Source organism: Sphingomonas sp. BRN-1R (assembly GCF_057748035.1).
Window position 1 is genome coordinate 2446687 of sequence record NZ_CM173236.1, and the last position, 19228, is coordinate 2465914.

A 19228-nucleotide genomic window follows, 5' to 3' on the forward strand; every position below is an offset into this window, starting at 1 on the left:
TTGCCGAAGCGACGGCGTGGCATGCGCGGCTGGCGCGGGCCGACGACGCCACACAGGCGGCGTTCGCCGGCTGGCGGGCAGCGCGTGGCGACCATGCGGAGGCCTACGAACGGGTGTGCGCGGCGCACGACCGGGCCGAGACGCTTGCCGGGCAAGATCCGTTGCGCGCGCTGCGCGGGGAGACGCTGGCGCGCGTCTCGGCCGCACGGCGGGCGCGCACCGGGCGCTGGCGGCTCGCTGCCGCCGGGTCGCTGGTGCTGGCCGCTGCGCCGCTTGCCGCGTTCGGCCTCCGTGCTCTGACGGTGCCCCCTGCGGCCGCGATCCATGTGCAGACCTTCCGCACCGCGATCGGCGAACAGCGCGACGTCGCCCTGCCCGACGGATCGGTGGTGACGCTCGACACCGCGAGCACGTTGAAGGTGCGGTTCGGCGCAGGCGTGCGAGCCGCCATGCTCGATGGACAGGGCTGGTTCCGCATCACGCCCGGCGACGCGCCGTTCCGGATCCACGCAGGCGGGCGCGACTTCACCGCGCGCGAGGGCACCTTCGACGTGCGCACCGATGCCGACCGGGTTCGCGCGTTCGCGGCGGCGGGGCATCTCACGCTCGAAAGCGATGGCTCCTCGGTGGCGCTCGCGCCCGGCCGGCTGCTCGCGGTGCGCGATGCCGACGTGGTGATCCGCACGCCCGAGGATCCGGTCAGCTTCACTGGTTGGCGCAGCGGGCAGTTGCAGTTCGACGATACGCCGCTCAGCGATGCGGTGGCCGAGTTCAACCGCTATCGCAGCGATCCGATCCGCCTTACCGACGGACGAGCCGGGGCGCTGCGCGTCTCCGGCGCGTTCCGTACGAGCGGCGCGTCCGCCTTCGTCGGCGCGCTCGCCACCGGTTTTCCGGTGCGCGTGCAGCGGGATGCGCAGGGTGGCATCGTCATTGCCGCGCGCTGAGGCGCGAAAAAAGACGACAGCGGGGTTCGGACTTTCAGCGGCGCTGCGTCTTGTCCTTCGGAAGGCCCCGCATGTGACGGGGTCGCTTGGAGGGAAAGGAGTGTCATGGCGACTGTGCGGCGCGATCGCAGCGGCCGTGGCGCTCGGCACGCCCGTCGCTTCGCTGGCGGCCCCCGCCCTGCCCTTCGACATTCCCGGCGGCGACCTGGCCGATGCGCTGGTGCGGTTCTCGCGGCAGAGCGGACGGCAGATCCTGTTCGCGCCAGCGCAGGTGCGCGGGCGACGCGCGGCGCCCGTGCATAAGCGGCTGGACCCCGATCGTGCGATCGCGCGGCTGCTCGCCGGCACGGGCTTTCGCGCGCGCCCCGCGCCGGGCGGAGCGTATCTGCTCGAAGCGGTGCCAGCGCCGCGCCCTGCGCCCGTTCCGCCCCGCGCGATCGCGCCGGCCGATGTCGCGCAGATCGCCGATATCGTCGTGGTCGGCACGCCGGGCGGCGGCAGCCGGCGGCAGGAGGCGGCGTTCGCGGTGACGACGGCGGGCCGTCCCGGGATCGACCAGCTCGGTGCGCCCGCCACCGCCGACGTGCTGCGGCTGGTGCCCGGCCTCACCGTGGAGACGTCGGGCGGCAAGAACGGCGCGAACATCTTCGTGCGCGGCTATCCTTCGGGCGGAGACGCCGAATATGTCACCTTCCAGACCGAAGGCGTGCCGTTCTTCCCGCCGGCGACGCTCTCGTTCCTCGAAAACTCGCAGCTCTATCGCATCGACGAGACGGTGCAGCGCGTCGAGGCGGTGCGGGGCGGCACCGGCGCGTTGCTCGCCTCGGGCCAGCCGGGCGCGACGGTCAACGTCGTCCAGCGCGAGGGTGGCGATCACCTCGCCGGGCTCATCAAGACGAGCGTGATCGACGATGGCGAGGTGCGCGGCGATGCGTATGTCTCCGGCCCGCTCGGCCCGCGCACGCACGTCATGATCGGCGGCTATTACTCGCGGGGCGACGGCATCCGCTCGCCCGGCTTCGCCGCCGATCGTGGCGGGCAGATCACTGCCAACGTGCGCCGCGATCTCGCGCGCGGGTCGGTGCTGGTATTCGCGCGCTACCTCGACGATCGCAGCCAGTGGCTGCTGCCGATCCCGGTCGAGCAGACCGGGCGCAGCATCGGCGCCTACCCCGGTTTCGATCCCGGCACCGGCACGCTCGCCGGGCCGGACACCCGCACCGGCAGGCGGAGCGATGGCAACCGCTACGACCTGAACAACGGGCGCGGCGCGCGCATCGTCAACCTCGGCACCAATGTCGAGCTGCGGCTCGGCGACACCTTGACGCTGCGCGACAAGGCGAGCTGGCTGGCGGGCCATGCCGACACAACCGGGCTCGTCTCGGACAATGTGCCCCCCGAAACCGCCGCCGCGTATGCCGCGCGGATGGGCGGCGCGATCGGCACGCTCGTCACCGCCGCCGATGGTCGCGCGGTCTCGCCTGAGCAAGCGGTGGTGCAGGCCGGCATCTGGACGGTTGCCAAGCGCATCGACGCGTTCGTCAACGACGCCACGGTCGAATGGGCGACCGGCGCGAGCAAGGCGACCGTGGGCGTCTATGCGACCAGCTACGGATCGCGCGACCATTGGGACATCGGCAACGCGCTGCTGCTCACCGCAGAGCCGCAGGCGCGCCGGCTCGACCTGACGCTGGCGAACGGCACGGTGGTAACGCGCGACGGCTTCGCGAGCGGATCGAGCTTTCTCGTCGATGCGCGCTACCGGGGCAGCGACCTTGCCTTCTACGGTGTCGAGGAGGTCGCGCTCGGCGATCACGTCCGCCTCGACGGCGGCGTGCGGCACCAGCGACACGGCGTCGATGGCAGCGTGCGCGATACGCATGCAGCGGGGCCGGGTGGGCTCGATGGCGATCCGCGCACGCTGTACGACAATGATGACGTGGTGTTCGGCGATACCCGCTCTCGCGTGCGCTATCGTGGCGGCGCATGGTCGTGGACGCTGGGCGGAAATGTCGACGTGACGCGGCGCTTCGGCGCGTTCGCGCGGTTCAGCCGGGGCACCAGCTTCCCGTTCTTCGACAATCTGCGCGACGGTATCACGCTCGCACCGCGCATCGACACGATCGAGGGCGGCGTCAAGCTGACCGGGCCGCTCAGCCTCTACGCGACCGTGTTCCGCAACACGTTCCGGGGGCTCGCCACCACCGTCATCGCCGGCGGTGCGCCGATCGCCTCGATCGGCGGCGCGCGCGCGACCGGAGTGGAACTCGACGGAACGTGGCGGGTGGCGAAGCCGCTGTCGGTGGCGTTTACCGGCACCTGGCTCGACGCGCGCTACCGCCGCTTCTTCACCGATGATGGTCGCACCGACCTCAGCGGCAACCGCGTCCAGCGTCAGCCGGTGTGGCAATGGCGCGTGACGCCGACGTGGGACTTCACCGTCGCCGCGCGCAAAGCGAGCCTGTTCACGACGCTCGGCTATATGGGCGATCGCTGGTCCGACGTGCAGAACCAGCAGCTTCTGCCCGGCTTCCTCAAATGGGATGCCGGGGTGACGCTCGACCTGACCGAGCGGCTGCGCCTGCAAGCCACTGCCGACAACATTACCAATGCGATCGGGCTGACCGAGGGCAATCCGCGCGCGCTTGGGCAGCAGGCGCCCGGCGCGGTCTTCGCGCGGCCGATCCCGGGTCGCTCGGTCGACCTTTCCGCCAGTTTCCGGTTCTGACCATGATCCGCCCACACCCACCCTGAGACCATCCGGACCTGCGTACATTTCCGTCCGAATGCCGCGTCGGTACCCGTCCGACGCGACGGCGGCGTGCGCCGCGCAGCGCACATGCCGCCCCCAAAACAAAAGACCATCAGGAGGACTTCCCATGATCCGTACCCACACGCTCACCCTCGCCTTGCTGGCGGGCACCGCGCTCGCCGCGACGCCGGCCTTCGCGCAGGACACGCCGCCCGCACCCGCCGCCGCGCCCGAACCCGCCGCCACCGCCGACGCCGCGCCAATGGCGGACATCGTCGTCACCGGCAACGCCAACCGCGAGGGCCTGCGCAAGCTCGACGCGAGCTATTCGATCTCCACCGCCAGCGCCGAGCAGATCCGCGAAGTGCAGCCGACCTCGACCGCCGATCTGCTCAAGATCGTGCCCGGTCTGTGGGTCGAGACGTCGGGCGGCCAGGCCGGCGCCAACGTCTTCATTCGCGGCTTCCCGTCGACCGGCGACGCGCCGTTCCTCACGCTCGAGCTGAACGGCTCGCCGCTGGTCGCGCCGTCGTCGCTGTCGTTCATGGAGAACAGCTCGCTGTTCCGGCTCGACGACACGATCGAGCGGGTCGAGGTGCTGCGCGGCGGCCCGAGTCCGATCTTCTCGAACGGCCAGCCCGGCGCGACCACCAACTTCATCCTCAAGGAAGGCACGTCCGAGCCGCACCTGTCGCTGCGCGGCACCTACGGCACTGAGGGCACCTATCGCGGCGACGTGGTCGCGCAGGGGCCGATCGCGGCCGACACCACCTACATGATCGGCGGCTTCTACCGCTATTCGGACGGCTTCCGCCACACCGGCTTCCAGGGCGATCTTGGCGGGCAGGTCACCGGCAGCATCACCCACAAGTTTGATGCCGGCAAGCTGACCGTCTATGCCCGCTATCTCGACGACCAGAACGCCTTCTACACGCCCATGCCGCTGGTCGAGACCAACGGCAAGTTCAGCACCTTCGCCGGCTTCGACGCGCGCACCGACACGTTGGTCGGCCGCGAAATCGAACGTACGCTGATCGAAACCGGCCCCGCCGTCGGCGGCGTCACTCAGAAGAAGGCGGTCGACCTGTCGCGCGGGCGCGGCGCGAACCTCTACACGTTCGGTTCGACCTTCAATTACGATCTCGGCAGCGGCTTCGGCGTGCAGAACAACGTGAACTTCACCAAGGGCACGTCGGAAACCAATGCGCTGTTCACCGGATCGAACCCGCAGACCGTCGCGCAATATCTCGCCGCCTCGGGCGGAACCGGCACCGTCACCTACGCCGGCACCGGTCAGGCGCTGACCGGCGGCCAGCAGACCATCCAGGCCGGCATCTGGAGCGTCGCCAAGCACATCCAGAGCTTCACCGACGAACTCAAGCTGTCGAAGGAGCTGTTCCAGGGCAACACGCTCACGCTCGGCGGCTATTTCGCCAGCGTGCTCGATCACGATACCTGGAACCTCGGCAACAACATCCTGCTCGCGCTCGAGCCGAACGCGCGCGTGCTCAACGCCCGCCTCGCCAACGGTACGATCCTGACGCGGAACGGCTTCACCAGCGCGAACAGCTACGACGTCAACGCGTTCTACAAGAGCACCAACATCGCCGGCTATGTCAGCGACGAGTGGAAGCTGGGCGCGCTGCGCCTCGACGGCGGCGTGCGCGTGGAACGGGTGAAGCTGCGCGACACGTTCGAGAACAGCTCGACCGGCGATCTCGATGCCAATCCGCTCACCGCGTACAACAACGGCGCGACCTATCTGAACGGCACCTTCACCACGGTGCGGTACGCGAAGACGCAGGTGTCGTGGACGGCGGGCGCGGACTATGCGTTCACCAACACGCTCAACGGCTTCGTGCGCGCCAACTCGGGCGCGCTGCTGCCGCAGTTCGACGATCTGCGCGGCAATGCCACCACGCTCCAGAACATCAAGCCGCAGACGGCGGATCAATATGAGGTCGGCCTCAAGACCTCGACGCGGCTGTACGACGTCTATCTGACCGGCTTCTACAACCGCTTCCACAATCTGATCTTCCAGGACATTCGCGTGGTAAACGGCGTCGAGCAGAACGTCGTGCAGTTCGGTGGCTCGCGCGCGTACGGCCTCGAGTTCGAAGGTGCGATCCGCCCGGTCGAGGGGTTCCAGCTCGCGGTGCGCGGCGTGGTGCAGGACGGCAAGTTCAAGGATTTCGGGCCGAACACGGGCAACGACGTCAACCGCCAGCCCAAGTTCCAGATCGCCGCGATCCCGTCGTACACATTCCGCAGCGCCTTCGGTCAGGCGCGGCTGTTCGGCACGTTCACGCACATCGGCAACCGCTTCGCCGACATCGAGAACCAGCAGCGGCTCGGCAGCTACGAGACGCTCGATCTCGGCGCGTCGATCGACGTGAACGACCGCTTCTCGTTGCAGGCGACCGTGGACAACGTGACGAACACACTCGCGCTGACCGAAGGCAACGTCCGCACGGTGGGATCGGCCGACAACAACGGCTTCTTCCTCGGCCGGCCGATCTTCGGGCGCCACGGCACGATCACCGCTGCGGTGAAGTTCTGATGCCCCCGTCCGTTCGTGCCGAGTAGGGATCGAGTAGGGCCGCAGGCCCGTATCGAGAGCCTGTATCGAAGCACAGGTCACGCTCGGGGCCTGCTCTTCGATACACCGCCTCGATGCGCCCTGCGGGCTACTCGGCAGCTACCCGGGGCGAACGGATCATTGATGTGATTGCCGGCCGGGGCGCACCCCCGGCCGGCTCCTTTTCCTGACGAGGCCCTGAATGATCCTCCGCTCTTCGCTCGCGCTCGCGCTCGCCCTGCTCGCACCCGTCGCAGCGGAGGCGCGCCCGCAGACTCCGGCCGATGCCGCCCGTGCGGCGCGAACGCCCGAGGATATCTACGGCCCGCTCTACCGCGCGGTCGAACTCGCGCGTGTCTTCCCTGACAGCAAGACGTTCGCCGACATGGTGCCGCTAGACACGCCCGCCGCGATCCTCGCTGCCTTCCGTGCCGAGGCGCCGCAGGGGCGCGAGGCGCTCGCCGCGTTCGTCACCCGCCATTTCCGCAAGATCGGCGGTGCCGCCCCTGCCAAGCCGACGATGCGGGAGCATATCCGCGCTTTGTGGCCGGTGCTCGCCAAGCCACCGATGGCGGTCGTGCCCGGCTCCTCCGCGCTTCCGCTGCCTTACGCTTATGTCGTGGCAGGTGGCCGCTATCAGGAGATGTATTATTGGGACAGCTACTTCACGATGCTGGGCCTGAAGGCGGACGGCGAGACGGCGCTGATCGACTCGATGCTCGCCAATTTTACCGCGCTCATCGCCAGATACGGGCACATCCCGAACGGCACACGCAGCTATTACCTGTCGCGGTCGCAGCCGCCGTTCCTGGCGCTGATGATGGACCTGTCGGACACGCACGACGCCACGACCGACGCGGCGCGGCTGACCGCGTTGAAGGCGGAACATGCCTATTGGATGGCAGGTGCCGCCTGTCTCGATGCGAGCGGTGCGTGCGAGCATGTCGTGCGCATGCCCGACGGCAGCCTGCTCAACCGCTATTGGGACGCGCGCGAGACGCCGCGTGACGAATCCTATACCGAGGATGTCGCCACCTCCACCGCCTCGGGCCGCGCGCCCGGTGAGGTCAACCGCGATCTCCGCGCGGCGGCGGAGAGCGGGTGGGACTTCAGCTCGCGCTGGCTGGCCGATGGCAAGACGCTGGCGACGATCCGCACCACGCAGATCGTGCCGGTCGATCTCAATAGCCTGATGTGGAACCTCGAACGTACGATCGCACGGCGCTGCGCCGCCGCTGGCGACGTGCCTTGCGCGCGTGACTTCGAGGCGCGCGCCGCCAACCGTGCGGCGGCGGTTTCCAAGTATCTCTGGTCCGCGCCCGAGCGGCGCTTCGCCGATTGGGACCGCGCGACCGCCAAACCGACGCTATCGATCAGCGCGGCGATGCTGTATCCCCTGTTCGTCGGGCTTGCCACACGCGAACAGGCCGACGCCACCGCGACTCTGACGCAGGCCAGGCTGTTCGCCCCCGGTGGGCTTCGCACGACGACGGTTCGCAACGGCCAGCAATGGGACCAGCCCAACGGCTGGGCACCTTTGCTGTGGGTCGGCGTGCAGGGACTCGACCGCTACGGCAAGACCGCGCTCGCCGAGGATCTCGCGCGGCGCTGGATCCGTACGGTTTCAGCCTATTACGATCGCAGCGGGCTGATGATCGAGAAATATGATGTCGAGACCGGCTCGGCCGGCGGCGGCGGCGAATATCCGGTGCAGGACGGCTTCGGCTGGACCAACGGCGTCACGCAAGCGCTGCTCGGTCGCTATCCGGCGCTCGATCCGGCCGGTCGCGGCGCGACCGAGGCTCCACACTCCCATTAACGCGACGTGGCGTTACCGGCTGCGGGTCGCTCCACTCCGCAGCTTCGCCACTTCGGTCCGGATCACACGCGCGATCGTGTGCGGCGTCAGATCGTGCCGCGCGCTGCCCGGGAACAGGACCGTCGTCACGCCGCCGTCGATGCTCTCCGTCGCATCGACCACGCGCGTACAGACGCCTCTCCGGTCCCGTCGTGCGCACAGTTCGCGCCCCAACGCGCGGTGCAGCGCGAGCGACCCCTCGCCCAGCTTCTCGAACGGGCCGGTGTCCGCGACGATCACCGGCACGGTTACGCCGCGATAGGTGACATAGCCGAAATCGCCGGTGCCGACCCCGGTCAGCGCGGTGAAGCGGTTACGCTCGCCGCGCGGCCCCTCCCAAGGGATCACGACATAAGGGATGGCATCCGCATCGACGGGCACCGCGCCGCCCTTGCCGTCCGGCAACATCAGCGAGGTCGGGCATTGGTCCATCGCGCCGTGATCGGGGCTACAGGCGAACGGCGATCCATCGAGATCGACCGCCAGCTTCGACACATAGACGATCGCGCCATCGGGATGGCGGCGCAGCGACGTGACCGCATTGGGATCGTTGCGGCAGCCGTGGACGGCATGGCCGTGGAACGTGTCCGTCCGATCGCACACGCCGAACTCGCGACGATAGGCGTCGTCGATCGGCTGCGCGGCGCGAACATCGGCCACGGTCAGCGACGGCCATGACGCGACGAGGAGTGCCGCGAGAAGACGGATTGCAGACATGCCGGTCGACTCCGCGCGGGTGCGATGATGGTGGGCCCGGCAGGACTCGAACCCGCAACCTAGCCGTTATGAGCGGCCAGCTCTAACCATTGAGCTACAGGCCCCACCTATCGCGCTGCGTTAGCGGAAGGAGGCGCGCGGTGGCAAGGCATGTCACCCGGCCGCGGCGATCAGCGTGTCGAGCGAGGCGGGCCGGATGCCGCGCCGCCCCAGATCGGTCAGCACCGCCTGCCACCAGCCGTGGAAGCGGGCGAGGTCGGCGGCATCGCGCACGTACGGCGTGTGGCCGGGCGCGAGCGACGGCGAATGGAACGCGAAGTTGAGCACGCGCACCCCCTCCCCCGCTGCGACCGCAATCGCCTCCAGCGCTTCTGCGACCGGCATGTCCTCGGGCGTCAGCGCGACGCGTGAGAGCAGGCCGGCCCGCGCGAACAGCCCCCGCCCCTTCGGCACATGGCCGAGCGCATCGTAAAGCCGCACCCCGCCGCGCCGCAGCCCGCCTGTGAACATCGTCGTCAGCGGCAGTTCGATCATCGCGCGTGCCGGGCCGCAACGAAACGCGGCGTTGCCGATCGCCGCGAAGTCCGGGCCGCCGTCCGCGCCATAGCGGTAGCGCGCGCGCATCGAACTATCGAGCCGGTAGCCGCGCGCGGCGAGCAGGCCGAGCGTCGCCGGGCCGATGCCGTAGCGACCCGCCCGGTAGGCGACCGGCCGCCGTCCGCACATCGCCGCGATCGCATCGGTCAGCACGTCGAGCTTGGCCGCCTCGGTCGCTACGGGCAGATTGCCGGCATAGCTGTTCGCCGGGCTGAGCGGCTCGTCGAACGGTGGGTTCACCCATGCGTGAAGCTGCGTGCCGATCGCCGAGACACCATCCTCAAGCACCTGGCGCAGCACCTCGCCCGCATGAGGATCGGTCGCGATCGGATAATCGACCATATAGGTGAGCGGCACGCCGTGATCGGCGAAGCGGCGATGCGCTTGCGGGATCGCCGCGACCGAGGCGAGCGTGTGACCGGTCCGCGCAAGCGGCGCGGTCCAGTCGAATTCCTCCTCGGTATCGACGAAGACGGTGAAGCGGGTGCCAAAATCGGCCGGCCATTCGATCAGATCGGCGGGCTGCGGCGGCTCCGGCCGGAACCCTGGCGGCGTGTGCGCAGACGCCACGATCTAGTTGGAAGAAGCCTGTCCCATCCCGACACTAACGGCGGCGGGCAGCCGCAAAGTCAAGGCCGCCGCGCCGAGCGTCAGCGACCCGCCGAGTTCGCCCGCGAGATTGCGCGCCAGCCGCAGCGCGAAGCCGGTGCCGAGCAGCGGCGCACCGTCGCGCTCTGCCTCTGCTTCCGCGTCGATCTGGAGCAACGCCTCCGCTGCATAAGCGGCGAGCGCCTGCGGGCGATCGAACGCGATCGCCACCTGCGACTCCTCGCGGATCGCGGTCACGCCGATCCGCTCGCCCGCCTGTGCGGATGCGACCAGAGTGGCGAGCAGCCGTCCGATCAGCCGCTCGACCGCGCGATCGTCTCCGGCGACGACGAGATCGGGCGCGGCGCGGCAATCGATTGTCGCCGAGCGCAACGATGCGAGCGGCCCCAGATCGCCGACGATCCGCGCGAGCAGCGGTGCGAGCGTAACGCTCGCGGTCCGCAGATCGAGCGCGCGCGAATCGATCCGCGCCGCCATGTCGATATCGTCGATCGCGCCGAGCAGCGCGTGGACCTGTTCGCGGATCGCACCGGCACGACCACGATAGGTCTGCGGCACCGGCCCCAGCATCTCCGACTCGATCATCTCGGCGAACCCGGCGATCGCGTTGGCAGGGGTGCGCAATTCGTGGACGAGCTGACGCAACGCATCGGACCCGGCGCTGCGACGATCGCGCGCGAGTTCGGCGCTTTCCTCGACGCGGGGGCGACGCGCCGCGCCGCGATAGCCGGTGAAACGCCCGCTCGCCCGATCGAACAACGGCGCCGCGCTGATCCGCCACTGGCCGGCCACGTCCGAGGTGCCGCCGATGACGAGCCGCGCGTCGGAGAAGTCCGAGCGGCGGCGGAACGCGCCCGAGGCGACGCCATCGACGCTTGCCGCGCCCGCGTCCGCCTGATCGAGCGACAGCCCGATCAGCGGCGCGCGCGACGCCCCCTCGACCCAGCGGATCACGCCGCGCGAATCGGTCTCGAACTGGAACGACCGCGCCTCGGCAGGATCGAGCTTGAACAGCTCGCTCTGGATCTGCGGGCCGCTCTCGTCACGCTCGCGGTGGAACGCATCGAGCCGGGCGACGATATCGGCAATCTCGAACGTGCCGTCAGCCGCCGGTGTCGGCGGCGCCGCGGCGCTCTGGCGCAACGCCTCGGCGACGACGGGCAGGCCGTTGGCGATGCTCGCGAACGATACGAAGGAGGATTCGGGCGCCGCCACGGTTTCGACCACCGGCTCGGGCTGCGGCACGAAGCGTACCGCCGCGCCGGCGCGCGCCGCTTCGGCCGACGCCTGCAACACGAAATCCACGCTGCCGAACGCCTCCAGCGCGCGCTCCACGCCCGGCGCCAGATCGCGGCGATGGCGCAGCACCGACCGCCCGACCGAGGAGAGCTTGGGCAGCAGGTCGATCCAGTCGCTTTCCGCGATGTTGGCGCTGCGCAGCACCGGCGCGGCGATCATCGCATCGTCCTCGGCGAACAGCCGCACCAGCGCAGCGGGCGGATTGGCGAAGGCGAGCGCGCGCGCGCTGGCGGCGCGCACCGCCGGCGGCACGCTCGGCCGCAGCGCACGCAGCCGCGCCACCGTCGCCGCATCCGCCTCGACCCGACCGCGTCCGATCAGATCGACGAGTTGCCGCCACGCCGACTGCGCGCCGAAGGGCGTCGACATGTCGGCCGAAAGCACCGTGTCGAGACTGTCGTCGAACCGCAACCCAAACACCTCTCGGCTCCGGCACGCGAACCGACGCGCCGTAACGATTTCTTAACCCGCAAAAGGCTCGATCGAAATAGCCGATTTCGGAGCGTAGCAATGTGGGACAATTGCGTTCGCCGGCAATTATCTTATGCTTATGGCACCTCAGGCTTTGGAAAAAACATGTCTCATCGGAGCGGCTGGTAATGGCGTTCGACGCAATTGACCGGCGCATTCTCGACTTGCTGCAAACCGACGGCCGCATGACGAACGTGGACCTCGCCGAACGCGTCGGGCTGACCGCGCCGCCGTGCCTGCGCCGCGTGCGTGCGCTGGAGGAAGCGGGCGCGATCCGCGGCTATCACGCCGATCTCGACGCGGCGACGCTCGGCTACCCGATCACGGTGTTCGCGATGGTCAGCCTGCGCAGCCAGGCCGAGCACGATCTCGCCGCGTTCGAGGCGCATGTCGCCACGATCCCGGAGGTGCGCGAGTGCCATATGCTGAACGGCGAGATCGACTTCATCCTCAAGATCGTCGCGAGTGATCTCAAGGGGTTCCAGGAAGTCCTGATGACGCATCTGACGCCCGCGCCCAACGTCGCGAGCGTGAAGACGTCACTGACGATCCGCACCGCCAAGGCGCTGCCGGGCGTACCGGTACGGACGGATTGACGTAACGCTCGCGGGCAGCCCGGCTTCGCCCGGCCGAACGGTTTGCCCGGTTTCGCCCGGATCCAGACACGAAAAAGCCGGGCAGCATGATCGCTGCCCGGCCCTTCATCCTGTCAGACTTATGCCGCGACAGGCGGCGAGGCGAGCCACGTCACCCACAGCTTGGCGATGTCCGCATTCGGCGAGGTCGTCACCTTCAGCAGCGTCGCCTTGGCATTCTCCTTGTCGCCACCGAGCGCCTGCGCGATGCCGAGGTGGAGGTTCAGACGGTCCATGTCCGCCACGCCCTTGGTCGCGGCGAGCTTGTACAGCTCGGTCGCCTTGGCGTAGTTGCGCTCGCCGAGATAGGCGTCGCCCGCCTGCGAGGCGAGATCGCCCTTCGGCGCGGATGCGGCCGAACGCTCCTGCGTGGCGAGCGGCTTGTCCGACGCGATCGACTCGTTCGCCTGCTTGGCGAGATCGGTCGCGGTCGCGTTGCCCGCCGGGATGATCTTCGAATCGAAGCCTTCCTTGATGACGGTCTTGGCTTCGGTGGGCAGGCCGGTCTTGTTCGCGGCGTCGGCGTAGTCGATATATTCCTTCGCGCCGGCCAGCGAGTTGGTGACACGCATCAGGCGGTATAGGTCGATCCGGTTGCGATCGTTCATCCGCTGCGCGCCCGGGCCGGAGAAGCCGAACGTGTAGATCACCGTGCGCCAGTTTTCCTTGCTGCCGTAATTGGCCAGCCACATCTGGGTCCAGGTGTTGGTCTGCTCCGGCAGGTTGGCCTTGATCGCGTGCGCCACGGCATATTTGTACCACGCTTCCGGCGGCTTGCGGCCGGCGGCCTGCTCGGCCTTCACCGCCGTATCGAGTTCGGCGATACCGCCCGCGACGTCACCGCCCTCGACCTTCGCGCGCGCGAGGTTGAGCGACAGATCGGTGTCCTGATAGCCAAGCGACCGCGCCTGCCCGAAGTACTGCGCCGCCTTGGCGTAATCCTTCTGGTTGTAGGCAATGGTGCCGCGCAGATACGTGAACTTCGCCTTTTCCGCCGGCGGCGTAATCGGGTTGGCGACCAGCGTTTCGAGCGGCTGCGCGAGCACGACGTCGTTGCGCTGCGCCTCGGGCAGCGCCTGCATCTTGTTGTTCACGACCTGGAGGCGGAACTTGGCGATGATGTACCGGTCGGAATCGTTCTTCGCGGCGGCATCGGCCTCGGTCAGCTTCGCCTCGGCGGTCGCATAATCGGGCGGGGTCGCGGCGAGCGCGGTCTGGATCGCCGAGAGCGCGGGACGCGCCTCGTTCGACAGGTTCTTGGGGTCGAAACCACCCGCCGGTGCGGCCTCGGCCGGCTTTTCCTTCTTCGCGCTGGCGGGAAGCGCGACCACCGTGCCGCCAAGACCGAGCATGAGCGCCCCGGCAATCGCAACCTTTGAAACACCCTGCATCGTTGAATTCTCCTAAAGACGGCGCTGGAGCCGATCGCCGCGCCGCTCTACCCATCCGCTTCGTCGCGTTCAAGCGACCGCGCGTGCGCCCGCTTCTGGCCGGCGCGGGCTGAACAACGGTTGAACTCGCGCGTGGCTCCCTTTGACGCTTCGCGCCCGCGGCGCTACCCGCTCGCGGCATGATCGCCCTGCTCTCCCCCGCCAAGACGCTCGATTACGAGAAGCCGATTCCCGACGTGACGCCGACGCGCCCGCGCTTCGCCGAGGAGGCCGGCACGCTCGCCGCTGCTGCCTCGCGATTGGGGCCGAAGAAGCTCGGCGAGCTGATGCACATTTCCCCCAAGCTGGCGAAACTGAACGCGGATCGTTTCACCGGCTTCGCAGATGGACCGGAACGGCCTGCACTGTTCGCCTTCGCGGGCGACGTTTACACCGGACTGGAAGCGAAGACGCTCGACGCACCCGCCATCGACTTCGCGCAGGATCATGTGCGGATGCTGTCGGGCCTGTACGGGCTGCTGCGCCCGTTCGACGCGATGCGCCCCTATCGGCTGGAAATGGGCACGCGCTGGGCGCCGCGCCGCAAGAGCCTCACCGACTGGTGGGGCGATCGCATCGCCGCGCTGGTGCGCGAGGACGTCGCGGCGGAGGGATCGGGCGTGGTGCTCAACCTCGCCAGCCAGGAATATTTCGCGGCCGTCGCCGGCCGGCTGGGCGACATTCGCGTGATCGACGTCGATTTTCGCGAACCCGGCCCGGACGGCCCCCGGTTCGTCAGCTTCAACGCCAAGCGCGCGCGCGGGATGATGGCGCGCTGGCTGTGCGAACACCGCATCACCGATGTGGAAGGCATGAAGGGCTTCGACAGCGACGGCTACCGCTTCGACCCGGAGACGAGCGAGGCGGACCGCTGGCGGTTCGTGCGCGCGTGAGCAGCGCGGTCGTCATCGGCGCTTCGGGCGGGATCGGCGCGGCGCTGGTCCGCGCGTTGGAGGAGGAAGGCACGTTCGATGTCGTCCACGGCTTCGCACGCAGCTTCGCGGGCGCGCGGCACCTCGATCTGGAGGACGAAGCGAGCATCGCCGCCGCCGCTGCAAGCGTCGCAAAGGGACCGGCACCGACGCTGATCCTCGTCGCCACCGGCCTGCTCCACGACGGCGAACACGGCCCCGAGAAGGCGATCGCCGATCTCGACCCGGCGTGGCTCGCCCGCAGCTTCGCGATCAACGCGGTCGGCCCGGCGATCGTCGCCAAACATTTCCTGCCGCTGATGCCGACAGGCACGCGCGGCGTGTTCGGCGCGCTGTCGGCACGGGTCGGCAGCATCACCGACAATCGGCTCGGCGGGTGGTACGGCTATCGCGCATCCAAGGCGGCGCTCAACATGCTGGTGAAGACGCTCGCGATCGAGGACAAGCGGCGCAACCCGCGCGGTATCGTGGTCGGGCTGCACCCGGGCACGGTCGACACCGCGTTGTCCAAGCCGTTTCAGGCCAATGTCGCCGCCGGCCATCTGTTCGATGCCGACCGCGCGGCGGTGCAGTTGCTCGACGTCATCGACGGGCTGAAGGCACCCGATTCGGGCAAGCTGTTCGCGTGGGACGGCACCGAAATCGCTCCATGACACAAACGTCATTCGCGCTTGCCGCCGGTGCGCGTAAGATGGGGCCAGACCGGCCCGGATACGCGCCGCGTCGATCGAACCGAGGAGAGCTATCATGAAGATCCTGACGCCGCTGTTCGTCGTTGCCGCCCTCGCCGGCAGCCCGGTCCTCGCCGCGCAGACGGCCACCACCGCAACCAAAACCACCGTCACCACGGCCAAGCCCACGACGACGACCGCCAAGACGACCGTCGCCAAGACCAGCAAGACCGCCAAGACCACCGGCGGCCGCATGGTCACGACCAAGACCGCGACCGGCAAGACGATCACCTACGATTGCTCGAAGCCGGGCAACGCCACCAAGAAGGTCTGCAAATAGGGTTCGCACCATGTCTTCCCCGGCACGCGCCGGGGAAGATGCATGCGCGGGCATCTCGCAAACCGTTCAGGACGCGCGCCCGCGTACGCGGGCGCGCGTGACATGCGCGCGTGACAGGGGTGGCCCACTGGGCTAGGGTTCGTCATCCAATCGAAACAAACCCGGAAGACCAGACTTGACCGACGAGACGATGCTCGCCGACCCTTCGGACATTTCCCCGATTTCGATCGTCGAGGAAATGAAGACCTCGTACCTCGATTATGCGATGAGCGTGATCGTCGCGCGCGCGCTGCCCGACGTGCGCGACGGCTTGAAGCCCGTGCATCGCCGCATCCTCTATTCGGCGCAGGAAAGCGGCTTCCACTACAACCGGCCCTATCGCAAATCGGCGCGCATCGTCGGCGACGTCATCGGTAAATACCACCCGCACGGCGACAGCTCGATCTACGAAGCCCTGGCCCGCATGACGCAGGACTGGGCGATGCGGCTGCCGCTGATCGATGGTCAGGGCAATTTCGGCTCGATGGACCCCGATCCGCCTGCCGCGATGCGCTATACCGAGGCGCGGCTCGCCAAATCGGCGAGCTTCCTCATGCAGGATCTCGACAAGGATACCGTCGATTTCGTGCCGAACTACGACGGTTCGGAGAGCGAACCGTCGGTCCTCCCTGCGCGCTTCCCCAACCTGCTCGTCAACGGCGCGGGCGGCATCGCGGTCGGCATGGCGACCAACATCCCGCCGCACAATCTCGGCGAGGTCATCACCGCCTGCCTCGCCTATATGGACGACGGCGCGATCACGACCGAGCAGTTGATGGAGATCGTGCCGGGGCCGGACTTCCCGACCGGGGCGATCATCCTCGGCCGCGCGGGCTGCCGCTCGGCCTATGAGGGCGGGCGCGGCTCGATCATCGTGCGATCGCGCTACAAGATCGAGGAAGCGCGCGGCGACCGTCGCTCGATCGTGCTGACCGAAATCCCGTTCCAGCAGGGCAAGAACGCGCTGGTCGAGAAGATCGCCGAGGCCGCCAAGGACAAGCGCATCGAAGGCGTCAGCGATATTCGCGACGAATCGAACCGCGAAGGCGTGCGCATCGTCATCGACCTCAAGCGCGATGCGACCGCGGACGTGGTGCTCAACCAGCTCTGGCGGCACACGCCGGCGCAAGGGTCGTTCCCGGCCAACATGCTCGCGATTCGCGGCGGCCGGCCCGAGCTGCTCAACCTGCGCGACTTCATCCAGGCGTTCATCCAGTTCCGCGAGCAGGTCATCACCCGCCGCTCGAAGTTCGAACTGGCGAAGGCACGCGACCGCGCGCACATCTTGCTCGGGCTCGTCATCGCCGTCACCAACCTCGACGAGGTGGTGCGGATCATCCGTGGTTCCGCCTCCCCCGCCGAAGCGCGCGCGGCGTTGCTCGCGCGCAAATGGCCGATCGCGGAGATCGCGCCCTATCTCAAGCTGGTCGAAGCCTTCGATGTCGAGGCGACCGGCGACACCTATACGTTGTCCGAAATCCAGGTCCGCGCGATCCTCGATCTGCGCCTCCACCGCCTGACCGCACTCGGCCGCGACGAGATCGGCGACGAGCTGAAGGGTCTGGCCGATTCGATCACCGAACTGCTCGAGATCCTCGGCAACCGCGTGCGTCTGTACGAGGTGATGCGCGAGGAGCTGATCGCGGTGCGCGACGAGTTCGCCACGCCGCGCCGCACCGAGATCGCCGCCGCCGCCGACGGCATCGACGACGAAGACCTGATCGAGCGCGAGGACATGGTCGTCACCGTGACGATGCAGGGCTACATCAAGCGCACCACGCTCGACACGTTCCGCGCGCAGGCACGCGGCGGCAAGGGTCGCGCGGGCATGGCGACCAAGGACGAGGATGTCGTCACCAACTTGTTCGTCACCTCGACGCACACGCCGGTGCTGTTCTTCTCGACCGCGGGTAAGGTGTACCGCATGAAGGTGTGGAAGCTGCCCGAGGGCGGTGCCGCCACACGCGGGCGGCCGATGATAAACCTGCTGCCGCTGGCCGAGGGTGAAGTCATCTCGACGGTGCTGCCGCTGCCCGAGAATGAGGATGACTGGGGCAAGCTCCACGTCATGTTCGCGACCGCCAAGGGCAACGTCCGTCGCAATTCAATGGACCTGTTCACCAACGTGCCGACCGCCGGCAAGATCGCGATGAAGTTCGAGGGCGAGGACGAGGACGACCGGCTGATCGGCGTCGCGTTGCTCGACGAGAGCGACGACGTGCTGCTGGCGACACGGCAGGGCAAGGCGATCCGCTTCGCCGCCGACGAGGTGCGCGAGTTCCAGAGCCGCAATTCGACCGGCGTGCGCGGCATGCGGCTGGGTGCGGGCGACGCGGTGATCTCGCTGTCGATCCTCCACCGCGTCGGCGCGACGCCCGAGGAGCGGGAGAACTACCTCCGCTTTGCACCGTGGAAGGGCGAGAAGGAAGGCGAGCCGAACCTCGAACAGGCGCGCTACGACGAACTGGTCGCACGCGAACAGTTCATCCTGACGGTCTGCGCGAACGGTTATGGCAAGCTGTCTTCGGCCTATGACTATCGCCGTACCGGGCGCGGTGGCCAGGGCATCACCAACATCGACAACGTCAAGCGCAACGGTCCGGTGGTGGCGAGCTTCCCCGCGTCGAAGGGGCATCAGTTGATGCTGGTAACCGATCAGGCCAAGCTGATCCGGATGTCGCTGGGGTCGCTGCGCGTCATCAGCCGCAACTCGGCGGGCGTGCGGCTGTTCGACGTCGCGGCGAACGAGCATGTCGTCTCGGCGGCGCGCATCGAGGAAACCGAGGGCGAGGCCGAGGCCGACGTGCGCGATCCGCTCGCGCCGCAGGAAACCGCGCCCGACGATGGCGCCAACACGGCCGAGGATTCGATCGCCGGCCCGGAGAATGGCGAATGAGCGAGTTGCCCACCACCGCCTACAAGGTGCTGACCGCCGGACAGATGGCCGAGCTGGAGACGGGCGCCTTCGCGGGCGCGCCGGTCGATCTGGCGGACGGCTATATCCACCTCTCCACCGCCGCGCAGCTGACCGAGACGGTCGACAAGCATTTCGCCGGTCAGGATGATCTGCACGTCGCCGCAGTCGATCTCGACGCGCTCGGCGAGGGGGTGAAGTGGGAGGAGTCGCGCGGCGGTGCGCTGTTCCCGCACCTGTACGGCGGCCCGCTGCTGCTGGAGACGGTCGTGGCTTATGGTCCGCTGACGCGCCATGATGACGGCAGCGTAGCGCTGCCGGTCACGGGCTGACCTGATCCCCGGCGAAGGCCGGGGTCCAGTTGCGAGGATCGTCATACCGGAGCGGAGCGCCAGTTTCCGCTGCGGTTGGTATCAACTTCCGCCAGCCCCCACCCCGT

The 19228-nt window shown here is 68.4% G+C and carries 14 protein-coding genes and 1 tRNA gene; 10 read left to right on the forward strand and 5 right to left on the reverse strand.

What is annotated here, in order from left to right; all coding sequences use genetic code 11:
* Nucleotides 1-29 precede the first annotated feature (29 nt).
* From AC3ANX_RS11170 to treF, 4 genes are all read left to right on the forward strand, one after another.
* Complete coding sequence (locus tag AC3ANX_RS11170; protein WP_488336934.1) at nt 30-947, forward strand: FecR family protein; 918 nt, start codon at nt 30-32, stop codon at nt 945-947.
* Between the two features lie 100 nt (nt 948-1047).
* A complete protein-coding gene (locus AC3ANX_RS11175) occupies nt 1048-3675 on the forward strand; it encodes a TonB-dependent receptor (RefSeq protein ID WP_488333357.1) in 2628 nt (875 codons plus the stop codon).
* Between the two features lie 151 nt (nt 3676-3826).
* Nucleotides 3827-6259 carry a TonB-dependent receptor gene (locus tag AC3ANX_RS11180; RefSeq protein ID WP_488333358.1) on the forward strand — a complete coding sequence of 811 codons (2433 nt, stop codon included), beginning with the start codon at nt 3827-3829 and terminating at the stop codon, nt 6257-6259.
* 220 nt (nt 6260-6479) lie between these two features.
* Nucleotides 6480-8096, forward strand: coding sequence for an alpha,alpha-trehalase TreF (treF, locus tag AC3ANX_RS11185; protein ID WP_488333359.1), 1617 nt, complete (start codon nt 6480-6482; stop codon nt 8094-8096).
* A 12-nt stretch (nt 8097-8108) separates the two neighbouring features.
* Here the strand turns inward: treF and AC3ANX_RS11190 are convergent, their stop codons facing one another.
* The 4 genes from AC3ANX_RS11190 to AC3ANX_RS11205 form a co-directional block, all read right to left on the reverse strand.
* Nucleotides 8109-8852: a hypothetical protein gene (locus tag AC3ANX_RS11190; RefSeq protein ID WP_488333360.1), complete on the reverse strand. Its 744-nt coding sequence runs from the start codon at nt 8850-8852 to the stop codon at nt 8109-8111.
* A gap of 28 nt (nt 8853-8880) precedes the next feature.
* Nucleotides 8881-8956, reverse strand: a tRNA-Ile gene (locus AC3ANX_RS11195).
* A 49-nt stretch (nt 8957-9005) separates the two neighbouring features.
* Nucleotides 9006-10019 carry a polysaccharide deacetylase family protein gene (locus AC3ANX_RS11200; protein WP_488333361.1) on the reverse strand — a complete coding sequence of 338 codons (1014 nt, stop codon included), beginning with the start codon at nt 10017-10019 and terminating at the stop codon, nt 9006-9008.
* A gap of 3 nt (nt 10020-10022) precedes the next feature.
* A complete protein-coding gene (locus AC3ANX_RS11205; protein ID WP_488333362.1) occupies nt 10023-11777 on the reverse strand; it encodes a sensor histidine kinase in 1755 nt (584 codons plus the stop codon).
* Between the two features lie 179 nt (nt 11778-11956).
* Between AC3ANX_RS11205 and AC3ANX_RS11210 the strand changes: the two genes are divergently transcribed.
* Nucleotides 11957-12424: an Lrp/AsnC family transcriptional regulator gene (locus AC3ANX_RS11210; RefSeq protein ID WP_488333363.1), complete on the forward strand. Its 468-nt coding sequence runs from the start codon at nt 11957-11959 to the stop codon at nt 12422-12424.
* A 119-nt stretch (nt 12425-12543) separates the two neighbouring features.
* On the opposite strand, the gene AC3ANX_RS11215 is transcribed toward AC3ANX_RS11210, so the two are convergent.
* A complete protein-coding gene (locus AC3ANX_RS11215) occupies nt 12544-13854 on the reverse strand; it encodes a tetratricopeptide repeat protein (RefSeq protein ID WP_488333364.1) in 1311 nt (436 codons plus the stop codon).
* Between the two features lie 179 nt (nt 13855-14033).
* Between AC3ANX_RS11215 and yaaA the strand changes: the two genes are divergently transcribed.
* The 5 genes from yaaA to AC3ANX_RS11240 all read left to right on the forward strand — a co-directional run bounded on the left by yaaA (nt 14034) and on the right by AC3ANX_RS11240 (nt 19121).
* The gene (gene yaaA / locus AC3ANX_RS11220) at nt 14034-14786 is read left to right on the forward strand and encodes a peroxide stress protein YaaA (protein ID WP_488333365.1); all 753 of its coding nucleotides are present in this window, start codon (nt 14034-14036) and stop codon (nt 14784-14786) included.
* On the forward strand, nt 14783-15478 hold the full coding sequence (locus AC3ANX_RS11225; RefSeq protein ID WP_488333366.1) for an SDR family NAD(P)-dependent oxidoreductase: 696 nt from the start codon (nt 14783-14785) through the stop codon (nt 15476-15478). Before yaaA ends, AC3ANX_RS11225 begins: the two co-directional genes overlap by 4 nt.
* 94 nt (nt 15479-15572) lie before the next feature.
* Nucleotides 15573-15836: a hypothetical protein gene (locus tag AC3ANX_RS11230; RefSeq protein WP_488333367.1), complete on the forward strand. Its 264-nt coding sequence runs from the start codon at nt 15573-15575 to the stop codon at nt 15834-15836.
* A gap of 175 nt (nt 15837-16011) precedes the next feature.
* Entirely contained in the window at nt 16012-18771 is a 2760-nt protein-coding gene (gene gyrA, locus AC3ANX_RS11235; protein ID WP_488333368.1) for a DNA gyrase subunit A, read from the forward strand.
* Nucleotides 18768-19121 carry a DUF952 domain-containing protein gene (locus AC3ANX_RS11240; RefSeq protein WP_488333369.1) on the forward strand — a complete coding sequence of 118 codons (354 nt, stop codon included), beginning with the start codon at nt 18768-18770 and terminating at the stop codon, nt 19119-19121. The genes gyrA and AC3ANX_RS11240 overlap by 4 nt, the downstream gene beginning before the upstream one ends.
* The last annotated feature ends 107 nt before the right edge of the window (nt 19122-19228 follow it).

Coding starts and splice junctions, on each gene's coding strand:
- AC3ANX_RS11180 (WP_488333358.1), top strand. CDS start 3,827: ATGATCCGTACCCACACGCTCACCCTCGCCTTGCTGGCGGGCACCGCG.
- treF (WP_488333359.1), top strand. CDS start 6,480: ATGATCCTCCGCTCTTCGCTCGCGCTCGCGCTCGCCCTGCTCGCACCC.
- AC3ANX_RS11190 (WP_488333360.1), bottom strand. CDS start 8,852: ATGTCTGCAATCCGTCTTCTCGCGGCACTCCTCGTCGCGTCATGGCCG.
- AC3ANX_RS11210 (WP_488333363.1), top strand. CDS start 11,957: ATGGCGTTCGACGCAATTGACCGGCGCATTCTCGACTTGCTGCAAACC.
- AC3ANX_RS11215 (WP_488333364.1), bottom strand. CDS start 13,854: ATGCAGGGTGTTTCAAAGGTTGCGATTGCCGGGGCGCTCATGCTCGGT.
- yaaA (WP_488333365.1), top strand. CDS start 14,034: ATGATCGCCCTGCTCTCCCCCGCCAAGACGCTCGATTACGAGAAGCCG.
- AC3ANX_RS11230 (WP_488333367.1), top strand. CDS start 15,573: ATGAAGATCCTGACGCCGCTGTTCGTCGTTGCCGCCCTCGCCGGCAGC.
- AC3ANX_RS11240 (WP_488333369.1), top strand. CDS start 18,768: ATGAGCGAGTTGCCCACCACCGCCTACAAGGTGCTGACCGCCGGACAG.